The 20585-nt window shown below is 32.8% G+C and carries 19 protein-coding genes and 1 pseudogene; 14 read left to right on the top strand and 6 right to left on the bottom strand.

Translation table 11 applies throughout. The features are described from left to right. Positions 1-10 precede the first annotated feature (10 nt). Positions 11-3250, top strand: a complete 3240-nt coding sequence (locus AT726_RS03930) for an SNF2-related protein (RefSeq protein ID WP_068759099.1) — start codon at positions 11-13, stop codon at positions 3248-3250. An 85-nt stretch (positions 3251-3335) separates the two neighbouring features. Here the strand turns inward: AT726_RS03930 and AT726_RS03925 are convergent, their stop codons facing one another. Both AT726_RS03925 and AT726_RS03920 read right to left on the bottom strand, forming a co-directional pair. After that, positions 3336-3731, bottom strand: a complete 396-nt coding sequence (locus tag AT726_RS03925; protein WP_055242700.1) for an HI0074 family nucleotidyltransferase substrate-binding subunit — start codon at positions 3729-3731, stop codon at positions 3336-3338. Then, complete coding sequence (locus tag AT726_RS03920; RefSeq protein ID WP_055242698.1) at positions 3712-4008, bottom strand: nucleotidyltransferase domain-containing protein; 297 nt, start codon at positions 4006-4008, stop codon at positions 3712-3714. The genes AT726_RS03925 and AT726_RS03920 overlap by 20 nt, the downstream gene beginning before the upstream one ends. Before the next feature lie 301 nt (positions 4009-4309). Between AT726_RS03920 and AT726_RS03915 the strand changes: the two genes are divergently transcribed. The 4 genes and pseudogenes from AT726_RS03915 (at position 4310) to AT726_RS03905 (ending at position 6029) form a co-directional block, all read left to right on the top strand. After that, positions 4310-4492, top strand: a complete 183-nt coding sequence (locus AT726_RS03915; protein WP_055242696.1) for an SGNH/GDSL hydrolase family protein — start codon at positions 4310-4312, stop codon at positions 4490-4492. Positions 4493-4673: 181 nt separating this feature from the next. Next, positions 4674-4841, top strand: a complete 168-nt coding sequence (locus tag AT726_RS12980) for a hypothetical protein (RefSeq protein ID WP_201023074.1) — start codon at positions 4674-4676, stop codon at positions 4839-4841. 111 nt (positions 4842-4952) lie between these two features. Further along, positions 4953-5129, top strand: coding sequence for a hypothetical protein (locus tag AT726_RS12975; protein ID WP_201023073.1), 177 nt, complete (start codon positions 4953-4955; stop codon positions 5127-5129). A 75-nt stretch (positions 5130-5204) separates the two neighbouring features. Beyond that, a pseudogene (locus AT726_RS03905) lies at positions 5205-6029 on the top strand (Rpn family recombination-promoting nuclease/putative transposase). 53 nt (positions 6030-6082) lie between these two features. Here AT726_RS03905 and AT726_RS03900 read toward each other — a convergent pair. Beyond that, a complete protein-coding gene (locus AT726_RS03900) occupies positions 6083-6520 on the bottom strand; it encodes a globin domain-containing protein (RefSeq protein WP_055242694.1) in 438 nt (145 codons plus the stop codon). 171 nt (positions 6521-6691) lie between these two features. On the opposite strand from AT726_RS03900, the gene AT726_RS03895 reads away from it, so the two are divergent. From AT726_RS03895 to AT726_RS03880, 4 genes are all read left to right on the top strand, one after another. Then, complete coding sequence (locus tag AT726_RS03895) at positions 6692-7087, top strand: RrF2 family transcriptional regulator (RefSeq protein WP_055242692.1); 396 nt, start codon at positions 6692-6694, stop codon at positions 7085-7087. A 101-nt stretch (positions 7088-7188) separates the two neighbouring features. Further along, positions 7189-8754 carry a glycerophosphodiester phosphodiesterase gene (locus AT726_RS03890; RefSeq protein WP_068759098.1) on the top strand — a complete coding sequence of 522 codons (1566 nt, stop codon included), beginning with the start codon at positions 7189-7191 and terminating at the stop codon, positions 8752-8754. 319 nt (positions 8755-9073) lie between these two features. Then, entirely contained in the window at positions 9074-10753 is a 1680-nt protein-coding gene (gene aspT / locus AT726_RS03885) for an aspartate-alanine antiporter (protein ID WP_068759097.1), read from the top strand. A 200-nt stretch (positions 10754-10953) separates the two neighbouring features. Beyond that, positions 10954-12273 (top strand): amidohydrolase, encoded by a 1320-nt coding sequence (locus tag AT726_RS03880; protein ID WP_068759096.1) that lies wholly within the window; start codon positions 10954-10956, stop codon positions 12271-12273. A gap of 241 nt (positions 12274-12514) precedes the next feature. Here the strand turns inward: AT726_RS03880 and AT726_RS03875 are convergent, their stop codons facing one another. From AT726_RS03875 to AT726_RS03865, 3 genes are all read right to left on the bottom strand, one after another. Continuing rightward, positions 12515-13855 (bottom strand): sensor histidine kinase, encoded by a 1341-nt coding sequence (locus AT726_RS03875; protein ID WP_055275115.1) that lies wholly within the window; start codon positions 13853-13855, stop codon positions 12515-12517. A gap of 10 nt (positions 13856-13865) precedes the next feature. Next, positions 13866-14597, bottom strand: a complete 732-nt coding sequence (locus AT726_RS03870; RefSeq protein ID WP_055242671.1) for a LytR/AlgR family response regulator transcription factor — start codon at positions 14595-14597, stop codon at positions 13866-13868. 752 nt (positions 14598-15349) lie between these two features. Next, positions 15350-16297: a Ppx/GppA phosphatase family protein gene (locus AT726_RS03865; RefSeq protein ID WP_237297230.1), complete on the bottom strand. Its 948-nt coding sequence runs from the start codon at positions 16295-16297 to the stop codon at positions 15350-15352. Here AT726_RS03865 and AT726_RS03860 point away from each other — a divergent pair. The 5 genes from AT726_RS03860 (at position 16218) to AT726_RS03840 (ending at position 20377) form a co-directional block, all read left to right on the top strand. Further along, entirely contained in the window at positions 16218-16922 is a 705-nt protein-coding gene (locus tag AT726_RS03860) for a phospholipase D-like domain-containing protein (protein ID WP_068759094.1), read from the top strand. The two genes, AT726_RS03865 and AT726_RS03860, sit on opposite strands and share 80 nt — an antisense overlap. Before the next feature lie 114 nt (positions 16923-17036). Next, a complete protein-coding gene (locus tag AT726_RS03855) occupies positions 17037-17531 on the top strand; it encodes a hypothetical protein (protein WP_068759093.1) in 495 nt (164 codons plus the stop codon). Between the two features lie 44 nt (positions 17532-17575). Further along, a complete protein-coding gene (locus AT726_RS03850; protein ID WP_158508538.1) occupies positions 17576-18250 on the top strand; it encodes a hypothetical protein in 675 nt (224 codons plus the stop codon). Positions 18251-18351: 101 nt separating this feature from the next. Next, the gene (locus tag AT726_RS03845; protein WP_201023072.1) at positions 18352-18669 is read left to right on the top strand and encodes a GNAT family N-acetyltransferase; all 318 of its coding nucleotides are present in this window, start codon (positions 18352-18354) and stop codon (positions 18667-18669) included. Positions 18670-19063: 394 nt separating this feature from the next. After that, complete coding sequence (locus AT726_RS03840; protein ID WP_068759091.1) at positions 19064-20377, top strand: hemolysin family protein; 1314 nt, start codon at positions 19064-19066, stop codon at positions 20375-20377. The last annotated feature ends 208 nt before the right edge of the window (positions 20378-20585 follow it).

Raw genomic sequence — 20585 nt, 5'->3', positions numbered from 1 at the left:
ATATTTTTTTATGAAATTAAAATTAAGTGATTCATTGATTGAACGTATAGCAAGCTTTGACTCAATTTTTTATAACGGGAACATCTTGCATGATTCTGGAGCTGTTAAGACAATTAATTTTTTAAAAACTCAAAATTCCGATGCTCCTTATGAAATTTGTTCCATTGTTCATGACTTTACTGGAAGAGAGTATCATGCCGAAGCTGATTTCGATACTAAAGGAAACATTCAAAGTATCGGTTGTGACTGTCCAGCATCACATCACTATCAATCATGTTGTATACATGTTGTAGCAATGCTATTTCAAGCACAATATGAACAAAAAAGTCGTCGTATTTCTTGGGAGGATGCTATAGTATTTTATCAAAGAAATACGATTAATCAATTGTTAGATCAATATGAAGATTCATTAGTTCAAGAGGTGAGAATGAATTTAGAAGATACATCCACCGTATCTTTAATTCCTAAGTTAAGATTTGAAGGTGAGGTAACAAAATTAGAGTTATCGATCGGAACAAAACGATTTTATGTTATTAAAGATTTGTTTGATTTTATTAATCGAATAGATACACAATCAGAATTTATTTATGGAAAAGAATTAACTTTTAATCATGATATTCGTCGTTTTGATGAGCAATCATTAAAAATTCTAAATTTTGTGAAATCGATAGTAAAGGACCGACAGTTTATTACACAGCAGTATCGATTACCAAACTCGGAACGTCGTAGTTTATTGCTAAGTTCTATGAAATTGCGTGAATTAGATGATTTATTACTTAATACGAAGTTAAATTGTTATGTTGAAAAAGACGAATGGAAATCTATCTTAATGACTAATCAAAGACCAAATATTCAATTGAAGATTGAACAAGCTAAGAATAAAGGACTACTTCTTACACAAACAAAAGGAAAAATGTTAATACGTGGTCGAGGAAAGGATTATTTCCTTTTGACACAGGATAGCTTATGGTTTATGGATGAAGAGTTTATTAATTATATCTTCCCAATTTTAAAAGAAATTATTGTAATGAGTGGCTACTTATATATTTCAAGTGAACAAATTCCTCACTTCTTATCTGTTATTTATCCACGTATTGCCGCATTTGTTACTGATGATAGCATTAATTATTTACAAGGTAAATATGAGATGCCACAACTTGATAGTAAAGTATATTTAGATTTAAATGATGATTTAGCGGTTGAGGCAAAAGTAGAATATGGTTATAATGGCCATTTGTATAATCCACTTACTGACGAGTTACCATCAACTATTGTTCGTGATAAAGTGAAAGAAGCGCAACTTATGAATGTGTTTGAAACTTATGATTTCAAGATTGATAAAGATAAGATGGTGCTTAATGATGATCATCAAATTTATCAGTTTATGAATCAAGGCGTTCCGGCCTTAATTGCACAGCATGAAGTAAATGCGACGGAACGTTTTAAAGGGATGAGCCCAAAACAAGTGAATAAGAAAGTATCAGTCGGGGTACGTTTACAAAGTGATTTAATGACTTTTAAATTAGAAGATTTAGCATTTGATGTGTCCGAGTATCAAGAGGTGTTGGCACAGTATCAATTAAAAAAGAAATATTATCGTTTAAAAGATGGAAGCTTTTTAGAGTTAGATTCTGAGTATATGCAATCGTTTTTTAATTTAGTAGAGGATTTAGAATTAACCGAAGAAGACTTACAACAAGATGAAATTCAACTCTCGAAATATCGTGCACTTTATTTAGAACGAATGCTTGAAAAAAATGAAGTTAAATCTAAGAAAAATAAGGCCTTTCGTCAATTAGTTAATGATTTTGAACAAATTGATGAAATGGAATATGAACTGCCACAAAATTTACAAGCGACGTTACGTCCATATCAGGAAACAGGTTATCGTTGGTTAAGAACGTTATCTGATTATGGAATGGGTGGAATTTTAGCTGATGATATGGGGCTTGGGAAGACGCTACAAGTGATTGCTTTATTGTGTGCAGAGTACGAGCGAGAAGTTGATAAACCAAGCCTTATTGTTACTCCGAGTTCACTGGTCTTCAACTGGCAAGCAGAGTTTGAACGTTTTGCCCCACATTTACGTGTGTTGACGATGACAGGAACAGTGAGTGAGCGCAGCAAGAAATTGAGTACTTTAAACAATTATGATGTGATTTTGACGTCATACGATTTGCTGCGTCGTGATATTAAGGAATATGAGGCAGCATTTAAATATGTGATTTTAGATGAGGCGCATTATATTAAAAATCAGGCGACACAAAATGCGAAGGCGGTAAAAAAACTGAACGGTGAGATCCGTTTTGCCTTAACAGGAACACCGCTTGAGAATTCAATTGCAGATGTATGGTCAATTTTTGATTTTATTTTGCCAGGATATTTATTGAGTTATGCGAAGTTTAAAAAGCAGTACGAGAATCCGATTATTAAAGATAAAGATGAAAAGTTACTTGCGCGTGTTCATCAGTTAGTAGCACCATTTATTTTACGCCGCTTGAAAAAAGATGTCTTAACGGAATTACCAGATAAGGTAGAATCAGTTGTTTACTGTGAGTTAGACAAGGCACAACGTAAGTTATATGAAGCAACACTTATCAGTATGAATAAAGAACTTCAAGCTGAACTTGGAGAAGGGAATGAAGGGCAAAGTCGTATGAAGATGTTGGCGATGTTAACACGTCTTCGCCAGCTCTGTTGTCATCCTGCACTTTATTTGGAAAACTATAAAGATGAAAGTGCAAAGTTAAATTTATGTTTAGAATTAATTCAGGAATGTAAAGACAGTGGACACCGTATGTTGTTATTCTCACAATTTACATCAATGTTTGATTTAATCGCACCAAAGCTTGATGAGTTAGGTATTTCTTATTTTACGTTAACAGGTGAAACAAAATCGGAACAACGTGTTGCCTTAGCAAACCGATTTAATGAAGGTGAAGCTGATGTGTTCTTGATTTCATTAAAAGCAGGTGGAACGGGATTGAATTTAACAGGAGCGGATGTCGTGATTCATTATGATCCATGGTGGAATATGAGTGCACAAAATCAGGCGACGGATCGTGCATACCGAATGGGACAACAAAATAAAGTTCAGGTTTATAAGTTAATCGCAAAAGATACAATCGAAGAAAAAATTGAAAAACTTCAACAAAGAAAATTAGAATTATCAGATTCTCTTGTTAAAGAAGGCGAAACATTCATTACCCATCTTTCAATGGATGATATTCAAGAACTATTTGAATCTTAATATGAAAGCTTAAAGGAAATATACGTTTATTTGTGTATATCCTTTAAGCCTTTTTTATGTAAAAAAAGCCCATCATATAATGGGCTTAAATTAATTCGTCTAATTTTTCAATCAGTTTTCCAATTACTTCAACATAATCAGTAACAATACGATGAGCAATTTCATTAGCAATCTGTTCGCTGTATAAATGGGACGTTGCATTTCGATCTTCTAATAAGTTAATCCATATTTTATCATTATCAATCAAATGGTTCGCGTAAGCTTTTTTGTAAATCATTCTTGGAAATGAATTTTCCATTGTAATACCAGAATATTTAAAAAATTCTTGAAGGGTTTTGTGTGTTAATTCATATGTGAATTCAAAGCGCTGAATCAAACTATCTCGAATGATTTCATTTTTTCCATCATATAGATTTGCAACCTCAACTAGTCTTTGATAGGCTTTTTTTAAATTAGTAAATTTATATTGAATTTTTCTCATAAATTACGATTCCTTCTCTATTAATTTGTTCTAAAAAATAATCTTCTGTTAATTCAGTAATATGTGTTATATCGTATTCAAGCAATGTCGTCGTCATAAGTTCTATTTCTTCAATAAACGTGGAGATAGATCCTTTGGCATAGACAGCTAAATCAATATCACTTCTCTCACTATTATCTCCTCTAGCTCGTGAACCAAATAATAATATTTTTTGGATTTCTGGGTGATGAGTCGCAATCTGTCCGATTTCTTTTAGTATTTGCTTATCTAGATTCATTAATATCACCTCTAATATGGGAAAAGTCAAAAGTTAATTATGTCATATTCATATTGTAACATAAGTGTAAAAAATAACGACAGATAATCATTGAGTATTTCATGTTTTATGGAAAGATATTGGAGTAATGAGATTTATTACATCAACTTGAAGTATACAATAAGAGTGAAATTCAAGTGTAAAGTTAGAAGTGATTCCTTTTAAAATAGTATTTTACTATACGAAATATAAAGCTAAAATGGAGGGGGTAATGAAAAAGTATGATTCTGATTGCAAGGTGATTACTAATGGTTGAAGTGGAATGAATTCTACTCAATTAAGAAGTTACTTATCGGAATTAGTTGAGGTAGATGATGATGTGGTGTTACTGATGATTGGTACAAATAATCGAAAGCTTTTTAATGAAATGGAGATTTTGTTTCATGATTTAGTAGCTATTATTAATCAGTTAAAAAATATAATAAAGAAGTTATTTTATTGCTGACAAATTCAGTTACCACATTAGACGATAGTTATGAGAATCGTTTGTTTAAACAGGCTGATGTAAACGAGGTTTTGAAGTGTTAATGGCAGAAGGAGATGGTTTGCATCCAACTGATAAGGTGTATGAATTGATGTTTAAGTATCGAGTCAAACGTTTGGAATTATAAAAGGAGAGAGTGATTATGGGATACATAATGGATTTAAGACAATTAGTTGGTTCACAACCCATTGTGATGGGGGGAGCTAATGTAATTTTATTAGATGAGAATGAGCGTCTTTTGCTTAAGCTAAGACACGACAATAATTGTTGGAGATTGCCTGGTGGAACTTTAGAACTTCTGGAAGTTTAGAAGAAGTCGCGAAGCGAGAATTATATGAAGAGAGTGGGTTCATTGCTAAAAGATTAACTTTGTTTAATATATTTTCAGGTGAGGAGTTTTATTACGGATATCCAAATGGGGATGAAGTATATAAATTTCATCGCGACTTATAGTTGCACTGATTATCGAGGAAACTTGAAAAAAGATGCGGCAGAAGCAAAGGATTTAAAATTCTTCTCTTTAGATGACTTACAAGAGAATATTAATCCTCCGGAAGTAGTAATTATTAAAGCTTTTTTAGAGTCAGATTTAATGTAATCTATTGATTAAAAATCAATTAATATCCGTTATAATAGAGGCAAAGGTTATATTTGATTTTTAAGGAGGTTTAAGATGAGTAGAGGTTTATTGGATCCTAAAGTTGATTTTGTATTTAAAAATATCTTTGGTTCACATAAGCACCCTAAAGTATTAATTTCATTTTTAAATGCAGTCTTAAAACCAGTGAATAAAATTACTCGAGTAGAAGTTCAAGGGACAGATTTAGAAAAATAATTTTTAGAGGATAAATATTCTCGATTAGATGTTGAAGCAACAACAAGTAATCAGGAGATTATCAATATTGAAATTCAGTTGAAGAATGAATATAACATGATTAAGAGGAGCCTCTACTATTTAAGTAAGATGTATGAAGAGCAGTTAAGTAATGGAGAAGATTATTCTCAATTAAATAGAACGATTTGTATTAATATTTTGAATTTTAAATATTTAAGATCAGAGAAGTTTCATACTGCTTATCGTTTTAAAGAGTTAGAAACGCATGAGGAGTTAACAGATATTATGGAAGTTCATTTTATAGAGATTCCTAAACTTCCGAAAAATAGTGATGCTAAGGATATGTTAGTCGCTTGGACTGAGTTTTTAATCGATCCTGAAAGTGAGGCTGTACGTCGATTAGAGATGAGTATTGAGGAAATCCGGGAAGCAAAGGATGAACTTATCCGTATGAATAGTAATAGGGAGGAACGTTTATTATATGAAATGCGTTCTAAAATTTTACAAGATAACATAAGTGTTTTGAATGAGGCAGAGTGTAAAGGTGAGCAAAATAAAGCTTTTGAAATAGCAAGAAATTTATTAAAGTCTCTAGATAATGAAACGATTTGTAAAATGACGGGACTCTCGTCTGAGGTCATTGATAATTTAAGAAAAGAATAGATGAAAAAAATCCCCTGACCTAAATAGTTGGTAGGGGATTTTTTTGTTTTAAATTAAGCACGAGAAGCGTAAATTTCTTTTTCTGCATCGATGAAGACTTGTGCAATGACTTCATATGTTTTTGCCCATGCATCGATAATTTCATCTGTAGCAGCCTCACCTAAAACTTGTTTGATAGCCTCTAATAAATGCTTTCCTACGATTGGGTAGTGTTCTTCTTTTACTCCACAGTCGCAGTGACGAATGGCAATACGTTGTACAACGGGCATAATAGCGCCTAAGTTATCAACGTTTTGTGCAGCTGCTAAAACTGTCATAGCTAATGCTTTTGGTTGTTCCCCTGATTTTTGTTTACTCATATCAAATAAAGGTGCTACTTCTGGATTTTGTTCAAACATATTTTTGTAGAATGTTGTGGTAATATCTAAACCGTGCGCTTTTAATGCAGGGACAGTACTTTTAATGATATCAATTGTATGTTGATCTAACATATAAATCTCTCCTTATTCATTGTTTTTCTTACTGACAGTGATAGAATAACATACAGAAATTAAATATGCAAATAAAATGCACATTTAAGATGATGAAGGATTTTTAAGTCTTGTTTTCATTCAAGTGAAGACAGTTTCTGTTGTATAATTGAAGCAAAGGTGGTGTTTAATATGCAATTATCAAAGTTTAGTGATTATAGTTTTCGAGCGCTCATTTATTTAGCTCATCATAGTGATGAATTATGTACCGTTGATGAGTTAGCAAAGGCATTAAATACATCAGAGCATCATATGAAAAAAGTTATCCATCATCTTGGAAAAACGGATTATATTATTTCAATTAAAGGTCGTGCTGGTGGATTAAAGCTCGGGTTAAAACCTAGTGAAATTAATCTAGGTGATCTTTTAAAGGTGACGGAAGATAATATGAACATTGTCGAATGTTTCAGTAAACCAGAGAGTTGTCCTTTAATGTCATCAGGATGTAAATTAAAGCACATTTCTTCTCAAGCCCTCAATCAATTTATAAAAGAATTTTCAAAGTATACATTAGCCGATTTACTATAAAAAAGTGCTCCATTAACTAGACAGGTCTAATGGAGTTTTTTTGCATATATGGGCCATGAATTTTGTATAATTTAGAGAATATACAGACTGGGGTGAAGAGGATGTATAAGAAGTATGTTCGCTTAAAGTTAAACGAAAGTAAAAAACCGATTTGTCGGATACGATATGATGAGTACGGAAGTCAGGTTGAAGTTAAATTGTTTAGTGAAGAAGAAGTACTAGATTTATCAGGATACCGAGTTAAGGTTTGTGCGAATCAGACGAATGGGAAAAGTGTTTTTAATAGATGTGAAGTTGTTTCAAATAAAGTAGGAAGTGTGTCTTTAAATTTAACTAATTATTTAAGTGATTTTGATGTACGTATACCATGTGAAATAATGGTGTATGGGCCTGACGAGGAGTGTTTAGGCACAGCTTCTTTTTACTTGGTTGTTCCCCATCCATTGGCCCTAGATGATCAAGAGATGAGAGTGACTGATGTGAAGAAATCGACGTTATCACCAAAGATAAGAATGATTGCACATCGAGGTCTAAGTTCATTAGCACCAGAAAATACGTTGCTAGCTTATGAGTTAGCAGGGAAATATGGTTACTATGGGGCGGAATGTGATATTCATGAAACAAAAGATGGGGAGTTTGTGTTACTGCATGATGACACATTAGAACGAATGACAAATGGAAGTGGAAAACCGGAACATTATTCATTGGATGAGTTAAAAGAACTTATTATAAATGGTGGGAATCAGGTGAAAAAGTATCCTCATCTAAGGATTCCAACGCTTGAGGAGTATTTAGCAGTCTGTAAAAAATGGGGATTAGTACCGGTGATTGAGATAAAAGAAATTGAACCGAAGAGTGTGGCTCGATTGTTAGAGGTTGTTGCTCAGTGGGGAAGCCTTCAATATGTGGTGATTATTTCTTTTTCAAAAGAGATTGTGACAGAGGTTCGAAAATTAAATCATCAAATAAATATTCAGTGGTTAGCAGAGATGACCATAGAAAATATTGATTATTGTGCGAGATATGACATGGATATTGACTGTTATAAAAAGCAAGTTTCAAAAGAAATGGTCGATTATGCACATAGTAAGGGAGTACTCGTGAATGCTTGGACGGTTGATCATGGGGAAGAGATGCAAAACTTAGTTGATATGGGGGTTGATTGCATTAGTACGAATGTGTTGCTTTATAATCAAGCGTTACAAAGTAGCGGAAAAGTAAAAAGTTATTTATTTGATCATCGTGTAAATTATGTGACGTGTATTCATTCATCCATTGATAATCAAGGTGAAAATGAATGGATGTGGAGAGAGACGGGGAGAATTTTAGAGATTCGGGGAAATCATGAAGCTAAGAAGATGTTACAAATTAAGTTGCCAGGGTTAAATGTTGGTGATGTTGTGAGTATCTCGTTTTTCTATCGAAATATTTCAGGCGATGAAGTTCGAGCAGGACTTGAATATATTGAGATGGATGAGGCTTCGACGATTGAGCGAAGTATTAAAACAAAGGCTATTAATGATTGGGGATATGTTGATTGCCAGTTTATCGTGATGAATCAAGTGAGTGGGAATAAAGACTATTATAATGTCTTGATAGGATCCTGGAGTATGAGTAACTCCCATTTCATGCTCCGAGACGTTCGTATTAAAATAGAATATATGTAGTCAAGCTATAAAGGAGCCTTCAGAATTGAAAGCTCCTTTTTTGGTGTATTTAATGTTTTTATACATTAATTTACAACTTGTTTCTTGACATTGATGAAAATGCTATTATAATAGACTCGGCACAATAAATGATTTTTCGACAAAACGTGAGAATTTGACTCGAGAGGATAAATGAAGTACCTCATTTTTGTACTACCATGTGTAGATTTAAAAAGCAACAGAAATGGTCAATCAACGAGGAAAAATCGCATGATGAGTATTAAGAGGAAAGCAATTTAAATAGTGATTGCTTTCAATATTTTAAAATGAGGTGAAAAAGATGTCATGGTTAGTTGAAATCCTTCAATCATATCCAGAGCTAGCATTATTTTTAACACTAGCCATCGGATATGCGATTGGAAAGATTCAAATAGGTTCATTTAAGATTGGAACAGTACCGGGTGTATTAGTAACAGGTGTATTAGTCGGTCAGTTAGGAATTACAGTCGATAATACGGTTAAAGCTGTTTTCTTCTTATTATTTTTATTTGCATTAGGATATAATGCAGGTCCTCAATTCTTTAAGGGATTGAAAAAAGAAGGAATTCCACAGATGATTTTTGCTGTTATCGTTTGTGTGATAGGTTTAATTTCAGCCATCCTTGTTGGGAAACTGATGGGGTTCAATGCAGGACAAGCTGGAGGACTTGCAGCTGGTGCTTTAACGCAATCTTCTGTTATTGGCGTGGCCCAAGATGCTATTTCTAAGATGGATATTTCAAATCAAAAACAGATGATGGACTTTGTGCCAGTTGGATATGCTGTTACTTATATTTTTGGGACGCTTGGATGTACCTTTATTTTAACGACATTCGGACCAAAGATTTTAGGTGTTGATTTAGAAAAAGAATGTTTAGAACTAGATCAACAAGCGAAAGAATCATTTGAAGATGAGTTCGTTAGTTCACATGCAAGTGATGTTTTATATCGTATGTATAAAGTCAATGATGAATATGCAGGGAAAACTGTTTCTGAGATTGAAGCACAGTTATCACAAAAAAATATTCGATGCTTTATTGTTAAGATTAAACGTGATAATCAGGTGTTTAAAGCTAATACAAGCACTCTTATTCATACAAATGATTGTCTTGCGATCGCGTTTAAAGAGAAGGATGTACAACACATTAAATTTCTTGATTTAGGAGAAGAAATTTATGATCATCAATTAGTTAATTTTAGAACAGAATCGTTAGATGTATGTGTGAAAAATCAAGCGATTATCGGAAGATCCATTCAAGAAATCCAAGACAATGATTTAACACGAGGAGTTATTATTTCTAAACTTAAGCGTGCAGGTGAAGAGGTTGCTTATACGCTAGAGACGAAGCTTGATAAACATGATGTCTTAACGTTAGCAGGACCTGTTGATGATGTTGAAGGATTAGTTTCTCGTATCGGGAAGCCTGTTCGTCAATCAGATGAAACAGATATGACGTTTGTTGGTCTTGGAATTTTATTCGGTGGATTAATCGGTGTTCCATCTTTAATGATTGGTAAGATTGGTATTACGTTATCAACAAGTGGTGGAGCGTTGATTATGGGACTAATCTTTGGATACCTTCATTCCCGTCGTCCAACGATTGGCCGTATCCCATCGGGTGCCACTTGGTTCTTAAGTAACGTTGGTTTAGCTGCCTTTGTTGCAGTGGTTGGAATTAATGCAGGACCAGGATTTGTGGATGGATTACAAAGTTCGGGATTGAGTTTCTTCTTAGCTGGAATGATGGTAACAGCTATTTCCACTTTCTCAGGAATTTTCCTTGGCAAGTATGTATTTAAATTTTCAGCTCCCGTTATATTAGGGGCAACAGCTGGGGCTTTAACAACAACAGCTGCTGTCGGTGGACTTTGTGAAAAAGCAAAAAGTAACGCACCTGTTCTTGGGTACACGATTCCATATACAGTGGGAAATATCTTATTAACGGTTTGGGGATCATTAATCGTGATGTTTTTCTCTTAAGTTGTTTTGCCTCATGGGGGGACCACAGTCGTGGTAAATCCTCATGAGATTAAAAGGGATTCAAGTATAAAAAATATCCAATGCAATTGCATTGGATATTTTTTATACTTTATTTAGTTTCATTAACATTAAAGGTGAAGACACTAGAAGGATTAATATGAAAACACAAGGAATTGTTCCGTTGATTGAGGAGGTTTATTATGAAGACATTAATTAAAAATGCTTGGATTTTAACAATGGATGAAGTATTAACAACCTATCCTAAAGGAATGTTAATCATCGAAGATGATAAGATTTCTTATGTTGGAGAATATAAGGCGGAAATGGAGGAACATGTGGATGAAATCATTGATGCGGCAGGTGGTCTACTGATTCCCGGTATGATTAATACGCATGCTCATGTTTCAATGATTCCATTTCGTTCATTAGGCGATGATTGTCCAGACCGACTTCGTCGTTATCTTTTTCCATTGGAAATTGAATGTATGACAGAGCCACTTGTTTATGAGGCGGCACGTTATGGAATTTTAGAGATGCAACGTAGCGGTGTGACAACTTTTTTAGATATGTATTATTTTGAAGAAGAAGTGGCCCGTGCCTGTGAGGAACTAAATATGCGTGGCGTACTGGGAGAAACGGTGATTAACTTCCCAACTTGTGATTGTAAGGAGGCTTATGGTGGGTTAGCTTATAGTGAGGCATTCATTAGTAAATGGAAAAATCATGAGTTAGTCACACCTATTATTGCTCCCCATGCGACGAATACGAATGATGCGACTGCTTTAAAGACAGCGTATAAAATCGCTGAAAAATACGAGACATTAATTTCGATGCATGTGGCTGAGATGGACTATGAAATGAAAGAATTCCGTGAAATGTACGATATGACGCCCGTTGAGTATCTAGATTCCATTGGTGTTTTAAGTAATCGATTAGTCGCTGCTCATTGTATTCATGTCAATGAACATGATATGAAGTTAATGGCAGGACGTGGGACAAGTGTTGCTCACTGTGTGGGATCAAATATGAAAGCAGGAAAAGGAATTGCCCCTGTTAAAGAGATGATCGAGCATGGAATTGCTGTTGGCCTTGGAACAGATGGACCGAGTAGTGGGAATACACTCGATTTATTTACACAAATGAAAACAGCGGTTTATGCCCAAAAGACTCATTATAAAGATCGTTCATTATTTAAAGCTGAAGAAATCGTTAAATTAGCGACGATCGGTGGGGCAAAGGCATTAAAAATGGATGCTCGTATTGGTTCACTTGAAGTTGGGAAGCAAGCTGATATCGTCTTAATTGAAACAGATTCGGTAAATATGTTCCCAATTTATGATCCATATTCAGCGATTGTTTATAGCGCAAATGCCTCAAATGTGGATAGTGTTTGGATCAATGGAGTTCGAGTTTTAAATCATAAACAATCTATTTTCAATCAACAAGAAATAAAAATAGCTCTTCAACAAGAAATGCAACAATTTCAAAAACGAGCAGTTGAACGTTCAAAAGAATTATAATCGGTATAAGAAAACCTCAGATGGAAAATCTGAGGTTTTCTTATTTTCTATTTAAATTATTGCTTTTAGGCTATAGTCTAAATAAATAGATGGGTGTAATTAAGCGCCATGCACAGGGGATTAAATTAATTGAGTTCATTTATAAGTAAGTATAGTGTATATATCAATAATCCAATCCATCTTATAAAAAACATTCTGTCTTAGAGAGAACAGAGTGTTTGAAAATGTGGAAACAAAGATCTTACTCATGACTAAGAGGGATTTTAATGTAAAATCTGAACATATTTTTTTCCTCATTGACATCAAATAAGGCGATCCCATTAGCGGATTCGACGATGTTTTTAATACTTTCAATCCCAACACCATGTTGTTTTTTATTTCGTTTTGTTGTTCTGATTTTATTTTGTTCAATAATAATTTCACCATTAAAGCTATTTTGAGTATAGAGAATAAAGAAATCATCTTTAATATAACTTTTAAAGATAATTTTTCTCATCTCCTGCTCATCTTGTCTGATACAGGCCTCATAGGCATTATTTGCAAGGTTTCCAAAGATTCGGCTTAGTGATAAGTCACTAAGTGATAAATGATCAGGAATCGAGCATTCGGCATTAAACTCAATGTTTGCTTGTTTACATCTTTCAGATAAGGAGTTTAGGATGACATCTACAATCAGTCGATTTGAGTAACACTGATTTTCTGTAACAATAACTTTAATATCCGAATCAATCGTTTTTAAAATTTCTTGTGCTTTTGGAATATCTCCTTGATCGAGAAAATAACTGATATTAGTTAAGACACTTTTAAAGTCGTGATTATACATTCTTAGAATTTCCGCGTAGTGATCTCGTTTTTTATAAAGTTCCTCTTGATGTTCAAGTTGTAGTGAAATTAATTTATTATTGAGCTCAACTTCTTTAAATTTGATTTGTTGAATTTGTGTAAACAAAAGGAAATAGTAACAAAGACCGATAATTACTCGATTCATTAACAATGGAATAGTTGCTGTTTTGATATTAGCGGAGTAAAAGTCAATATAGTTAGAATTTAGCATGAGAATCACGAGTGTTCCTTTTACTAAAATCGTAAACTTTAAAATAGGGATATTCATTAATATTTTCTTAGCAACATCTAATGGAAGTAGTTTATTAAAATTAAACAGGATAAAAAGTACAATAATGCGGGAGACACAGAATGAAAGCATATAGTTTCCTTTATCCTGGACAAGAGTATACATACTTTGGTTTGTGATGAGTGATGAGACACCAATGACGATATCACGTGTCAGAACGAGTTGAAAGACGATGTTAATGCAGATAATAAAAATAACTGACTTGAGATCAGTAAAACAAAGTCTTAGAGAAAAATATAAAACGATACTTAAAATAAAGTAGGTTAGAGGAATGAAAATCTTATAGGTGATTAAAAACATTGAAACAAGTGTTAAAAATAGTGATAAGAAGATAATCATCATGCGAGAAGAAAATCGCGTCGTTAATAGCTTGTTAAAATAGTTTAGCTGACAAACATTATAAATATAGATTAAAATAAAAAGAATTAATTGAATTAGCTGCTCACTCATAAGGATACCTCTATAAAAGGATATGGTCTAGCTCATTTTTTAGATAGTTCTCTTTGAAGGTAGACGAGTACTTTCGTCCAATTGGAATCGTAATCCCTTGCTTAAGAGAGCATTCTGATTTATTAAAGGAGCTGATGTAGGTTGTGTTAACGATGTATGATTTGTGACAACGGATGAATCCATACTCGTTAATTTTTTCAGCTAAACTATTAAGTGTTGTATTCAGTTCTTCTTTTTCACCGGATAGATTATATAAGATGACCTTTTTTCCGATACTTTCAATATACAAAATATTATCAAGTTTAATTAGTTTATTTGTCTGTTTACTTGAAATCATAATACTTTTCTTTCTCTTTTTTTCAACTTCCATCATCGCTCTTAAAAAGGTTCCTTTTAATTGTTCTTCATCACGTAAATCTTTAATTAGATAATTGAATGGCTCAACTGAGAAAGAGTCGAGTGCATATTCTTTACTAGAAGTTAAAAAGATAATAATGCCAGTATAACCGAATTTTCTTAAAAGTTGCCCCGCTTCAATTCCATTCAACTTCTTCATAATAATATCAATAATAACAATATCGATTCGATTAGGATTGTCTTCTAATTCAAAAGTAAGGCTTTCACCGCTGGTATAGGTTTCCATCATAATCGGAATATGATAGATATCTGCTAATTCATTAATTTTTGTAGAATAGTAATTTAAATAATTAAGATCATCATCACATAAACAAATATTAATCATTGTTAAATTTCCCCCCTATAAAAATTCAATATAATACAAAAAATGTTCAATACGTATCATGAAAAAATAATGACTTATGCAGAGCTTGGAATCATTCTCATAATGACGACAAAATGTTTGTTTTTTCTACTATTCATATCTTACCATAAAAGAATTAGGAGACATAGGAAAAAACTATATAAAATAGAGGGAAGAATTATACTAAAATCTGAACAGTTTAAATTAATCCATTAGTTGATTTAAATGTCGTTTATGCCTTAGAAGATGTTGTTTGTACCCAAGTCGTAACTTTCTACTAGTTTCTTGTTATAATAAACATGTTCTTAGAGGTTTAATCTTTAAGAGAATATTCTCTATAAATTCCCAAAATCATATATTACCCTATTTACTCTAAGCAGATTCTCTTTCCCATATTTACAGAGATTTTTACTGAAGAGTATCGTTTTTAAAAGAAGCTACCTCCCAATAGCTTCTTTTTATATTGTAAATGAAACTATTAAATAATCTTTTTAGGAAAGACCTAAATTTTTCTATACAACTGGGTGGAATTTAGATAATCATGAATTGTAACATTTTATTATTGTTTAAGAATTAAGCGTGTTTAATGGAAAAAACCTCCCTTATCAAAGGATTTAAGATCTTTGGTAAGGGAGGTTTTAATTTATTAGAGATAAAAGAAGTAGTTATTTTGTTCTTTAGTTTGAAGAAGACTCTAGCTTCGACTTTAGTAATATAGGCTTCATACCATCAGTTTAATGAATCATTAACTTTTTATTAAAGACTTCTGTGTAAAGTTTAGATAGGGTTTCAAGTTTTCCGATATAAATGCTTGGAATTGGATGTGAAAATTGGATTTGTATGTTATTTTCCTTTACATGAAGTGAGGTGAATTCTTGTTTTAATGCAGTTAGATAGCTTGCAAGTTGAAGGATAAGTGAAAGTTTTTTACAGTGAGCAAGATCTGGCTCATTTAAGACATTGGCATGTTCTAATTTAATATTGAAGCGATCTAACAATTTCACAGTATAAGCACACATTAATTGTTCCTTTGGAGTTAAGCCGTTTACTTGGACATTCATGAGTAAATGGAAGGTATGTTTATTCACATTTTGGTATGAGATGACTTGTCCAATCTGATGAAGTTTACTAATCGTTTTTAGAATATTGACTGAAGAAGGATCATTAATGCCTAATTGATTAGCAAGTGTTAACGTTGATTGTTTTAGTCGGTCGTTATGATGCTCATCAAGTTTAAAATGAGTGAGCAAGTTACAAAGTGAATAATCGAGAACTGAATGAGTTGGAAGATCAAGTTGTTTAAAGATTAAACCTTGACGGATTCCATAGCGGTTAATGACAAGTTCTTTAGAATCAATGTAGCTCATTAAAGCTCGAATTGTCATTAAACAACCTAACACAATATCCGCACGTTCCTTCGTAATTCCTTTTACACCTAAGCGATCTTTTAAAGAGAGAGGCGCTAACATGTCGTAAACAGTTTGAAAGTTCTCACATGTGAGGATGTATTGATGTTGAAGTTTAAAGTTATCGCCAATAAGATTACGATAGATTTTACTAATCATACGAATTGTACCACCAATTCCGACGATTGGTAGATGAATGGCATCTTTTAACCAAGGAATGTCGTTAAACGATGAATTAATAAAATTCTTGAAAGCTTCCGATTTTTCTTGGGTAATTTCGTCTCCTAAATTGAAATTTTTACTTGTGACGATTGCTCCCCATAGGCTTCGCTTAAAGTTTGAGACGTTAATTGATCGAGAAATTAAGCATGCTAAAGCAGGGAAAAAGGCACATATCATTGCTAAAATGAATGGGTTATACGATAAACAGATGATTATGAAATTGTATGAAGCTTCCATGGCGGGTGTTAAGATTGAATTGATTGTTCGTGGAGTTTACTGCTTACGTCCACAAATGAAGGAGATTAGTGAAAATATCACCGTACGTAGTATTGTTGGACGGTTCTTAGAGCATAGCCGTATTTATTATTTCTATAATAATAGTGAAGAAGAAATTTATATTTCAAGCGCCGACTGGATGTATCGTAATTTAAGTAAACGAGTTGAGACAATGGGAATTGTTGAAGATGAGGCAATTAAAGAAAAAATTAAACAAATCTTACAGATTTATTTAAGTGATAACACAAATGCCTATGAGTTACAGGCTGATGGAAGTTATATTCCGGTCGGGATTGAGAAAAGAATTGTTAATTCTCAAATGGAAATGCTCAACTTAATGAAAGATGAATCGCCAAAGATCAAAATCTGCGATGTATTAATGCCAATTATAAAATACAACTAAATTGCTAAAAACACCGATTGACTTTTAAGCTATCGGTGTTTTTTTTATCGATTAGCAAAGGAATGTACGATGGGGTCAGTGAATAAAATGATTAGTAGAAGGAGGGATAAATTCGTGGATTGGATTAATGTTTCAAGTGTAAAAGAATTAAAGGAGTTAGGAAAGTTTAAAGAAGTAAAAGCACAGATTAAAACAGATGTAGGTGATACGATTAAAATTTCGGGAAGAGGATGGAACTCTTTATATGCTTCGATTGAAAATTTCCAAAAAACAGTGTTTAAACTTAATCTAAGCCAAGCACCTATCGTTCATGAACAAAAGGATGCGCCTCATCTTGTTATTTCAGATGAAACATTAGAAACAAATACAACTGAATATTTTGCGACGGAAGCTTGTGAGTATATTTTTTATTTAGTTGAATTAGATGGAAAACTTCGAATGGATAAGCTCGGTATTACTCCAACCTTATTCAGTAATAAAAAAACGGCAAAACGCTGGAGAGATCGTATTTCAAAAGTTATCCATCCTGATTGTTGTCATCATCAAAGAGCAAGTGAAGCAATGGCAGAGCTAAATCAATTATATAATCAAATGACTGGAGGTGAGTAGTTATTAAGACACATGAGATAACTTTATATCATCCTGGAAAGGAATTGAAGTATGAGGTGCCTGAGGTTGATTATCGGGTCTACAAAGGAGTTAAAACACAATTAAGTAACGCTTGGCGTGAAGGTGTTTTAGTAGATGAGAAAGGTTGGTTGTGGGTTAAAAAGTCAAAGCTACATAGCATTTTAAGAACAAGCCCACAAAAAGCTAATTACTTAACGATGGCATTAAATGAGGAAGATAAACGTTATTTTCATGGTGAACTTTATATTAGAGGATATATTGTACTTGGATTAATTAGAAAAGAGCAAGAAGAATATGGAGTAGGGAAAAAAGGAATCAATTTATTAGCATCTGAACAGTTTTATAATGCGATTGATCGTTGTGAAACAGTTCGAGCGATTCGATTAGAGTATGACAGTCAGAAAGTTGATGCCCGTAAATCATTAAAACCAAAACGAAGAAGAAAATATAAAATTAAGTTTGATGAATTAACTGGGGCTCCTTTGAAACGAAATGCTGAATTTTCTCATATTAGAAGTTACTCTATGTATAAACATCTCTCGGATAATATTGATAATGGATTGCTAGTAAATAAAGAAATACATCAATTGATTACCGAACGAGGAATTAATGATGAAAATCAATTACTAGCACTTTGCCAGGAACAAGGCTGGAAGACGGATTGGTATGAGACATATATAACTAAGTTTCCTTTTTAAATATTATCTTCATTTTGGAGATAATATTTTTTTATTGAATCAAATGCTATGAAGTAGTATGCTAATTTTAAATAATTATAGGTTAGCGAAGGAGACAGGGAATGAAGCTTAATTATCAATTAGCTACAAATGAAGATATACAGATGATATATCAATTAAATAGGTCTTTAATTAATCAATATGAATCGATAGAATCGATTAATTATGAGTATGTATTAAAATGGGTAAGACATAAAATTGAGACACATATACACGGCTATCAAGTCATCTGGTATGAAGGGAAGAAGGTGGGGTATTTTTATTTTCATCAAGAAGATGGCCAGCTTGAATTAGATGACCTTTATATTTTCGAGGAATATCAAAGCCAAGGAATTGGGAGTGAAGTTTTAAGAGATTGCGTCGAATGCGCTAAACAATAAAATCAAAATATATTTTTATATGTTTTCGCTCAGAATAAAGGGGCAATTAAGCTTTATCAAAAATTTGAATTTAAAATTACTGAGAAAATCAAGAAAACTAGATACATCATGACCTATACAATATAAAGCTGGCAGATTAAAGCTTTATTTTTAATTATTGGAAAACTTAGTTAAACGAGGGTATATTGAATATGATTAAGTAAAGGGACAGTAATTTTAGTAACACCTTTATGCGGGGATTTTTTGTTACCACCTGATAGGAAGTGAATATAGTATTAGTATCAAGGAAGATATTCAAAGAGAGTTGTAAAGATAATTTCCTGACTCATACTGAAGAGTCTTTCATATATTAGAATAGCCGTAAAATTCATAAGATAGAGGGGAGATAAATTTTATGGACCCGGAACCGATGAACTTAGTGTCACAATTTATTTTGATTTTACTATTAACATTATTGAATGCATTTTTTGCGTCAGCGGAGATGGCGATTGTATCGGTCAATCGAAATCGAATTAAAATGTTAGCAGATGACGGAGATAAGAAAGCATCCTTACTCGTTGATTTATTAGAAGAACCAAATAAGTTTTTATCAACTATTCAAGTGGGAATTACATTAGCAGGATTTTTCTCAAGTGCTTCGGCAGCTACAGGAATCTCAGAGGTTATTGGTGCTTCCTTATCGCAGCTCGGTATACCTTATGCACAATCTATTTCAATAATAGTCATTACTATAATCTTATCTTATTTTACACTGGTCTTTGGTGAACTTGTGCCTAAACGTATTGCTTTACAAAAATCAGAACAGATGGCGATGTTATCGGTGAGACCGATTGTCTTTGTCTTTAAATTTGCGAAACCTTTCGTTAAACTTTTGTCTTTATCAACTAACGTATTACTTCGAGTCATTGGAATGAGTGACACGGATTTAGAAGAAAAAGTATCTCGTGAGGAAATAAAATCACTGGTTGATGCAGGAGAAGAATATGGTGTCATTAATCAAATTGAAAAAGAAATGATTAATAGTATCTTTGATTTTGATGATAAACTTGCTAAAGAGGTTATGACTCCTCGGACTGAAGTTTATATGATTAATATTAAGCTACCATTATCAATTGAAGAATTATTAGAAGAAAATTATTCACGTATTCCAGTTTATGAAGGCGATATGGACAACATTATTGGAATTTTATATCTTAAAGATTTTTTGCATGAAGCTTATCAAGTTGGATTTGAAAATGTGGATCTAAAAAAATTACTTCATCGGCCTTATTTCGTACCTGAGTGTAAAAACATTGATCAACTATTTAAGGAGTTACAAAAATCTAAAAGGCATCTTGCCGTATTGATTGATGAGTATGGAGGGTTCTCAGGAATTGTAACGATTGAAGATTTAATTGAAGAAGTGATGGGTGACATTAATGATGAATACGATGACGATGATCCTGTTATTCGAAAAATTGATAATGATACGTATATCGTTAACGGATTGATTAGCATAAAAGAACTTAATGATAAATTGCAATTAAACCTTGATGAAGAGACAGAAGACTATGATACATTAGGTGGATTTTTAATTAACCAAATCGACTATATTCCAAGTGAAACAGAAGAGTGCATGGTCGAATATGAAAATCTTTTATTCAAAGTCCAATGTGTAAAAGATAAACGGATTGAAACGGTTAAGATTCATATGAATCATATTCAATAAATGATTTTATCAGGACTACCTCAAAATGAAAAAGAGATGATTTGTGTATTGTGCAGGAGTCATCTCTTTTTAACTAATATTTCTAATTATTGTAAGATAAAATTAAATACAGAGGTAGTGAAAGGACCATTCAATAAACTATTTTTTTGAATATGATAAAACAGGAACTAAGATATATAAGATTATAAGATATGTAACCGTCCCAGTG

The organism is Turicibacter sp. H121, assembly GCF_001543345.1.
Classification (GTDB): Bacteria; Bacillota_I; Bacilli_A; order MOL361; family Turicibacteraceae; genus Turicibacter; species Turicibacter bilis.
This window is presented reverse-complemented; position numbering and strand designations above follow the sequence as displayed.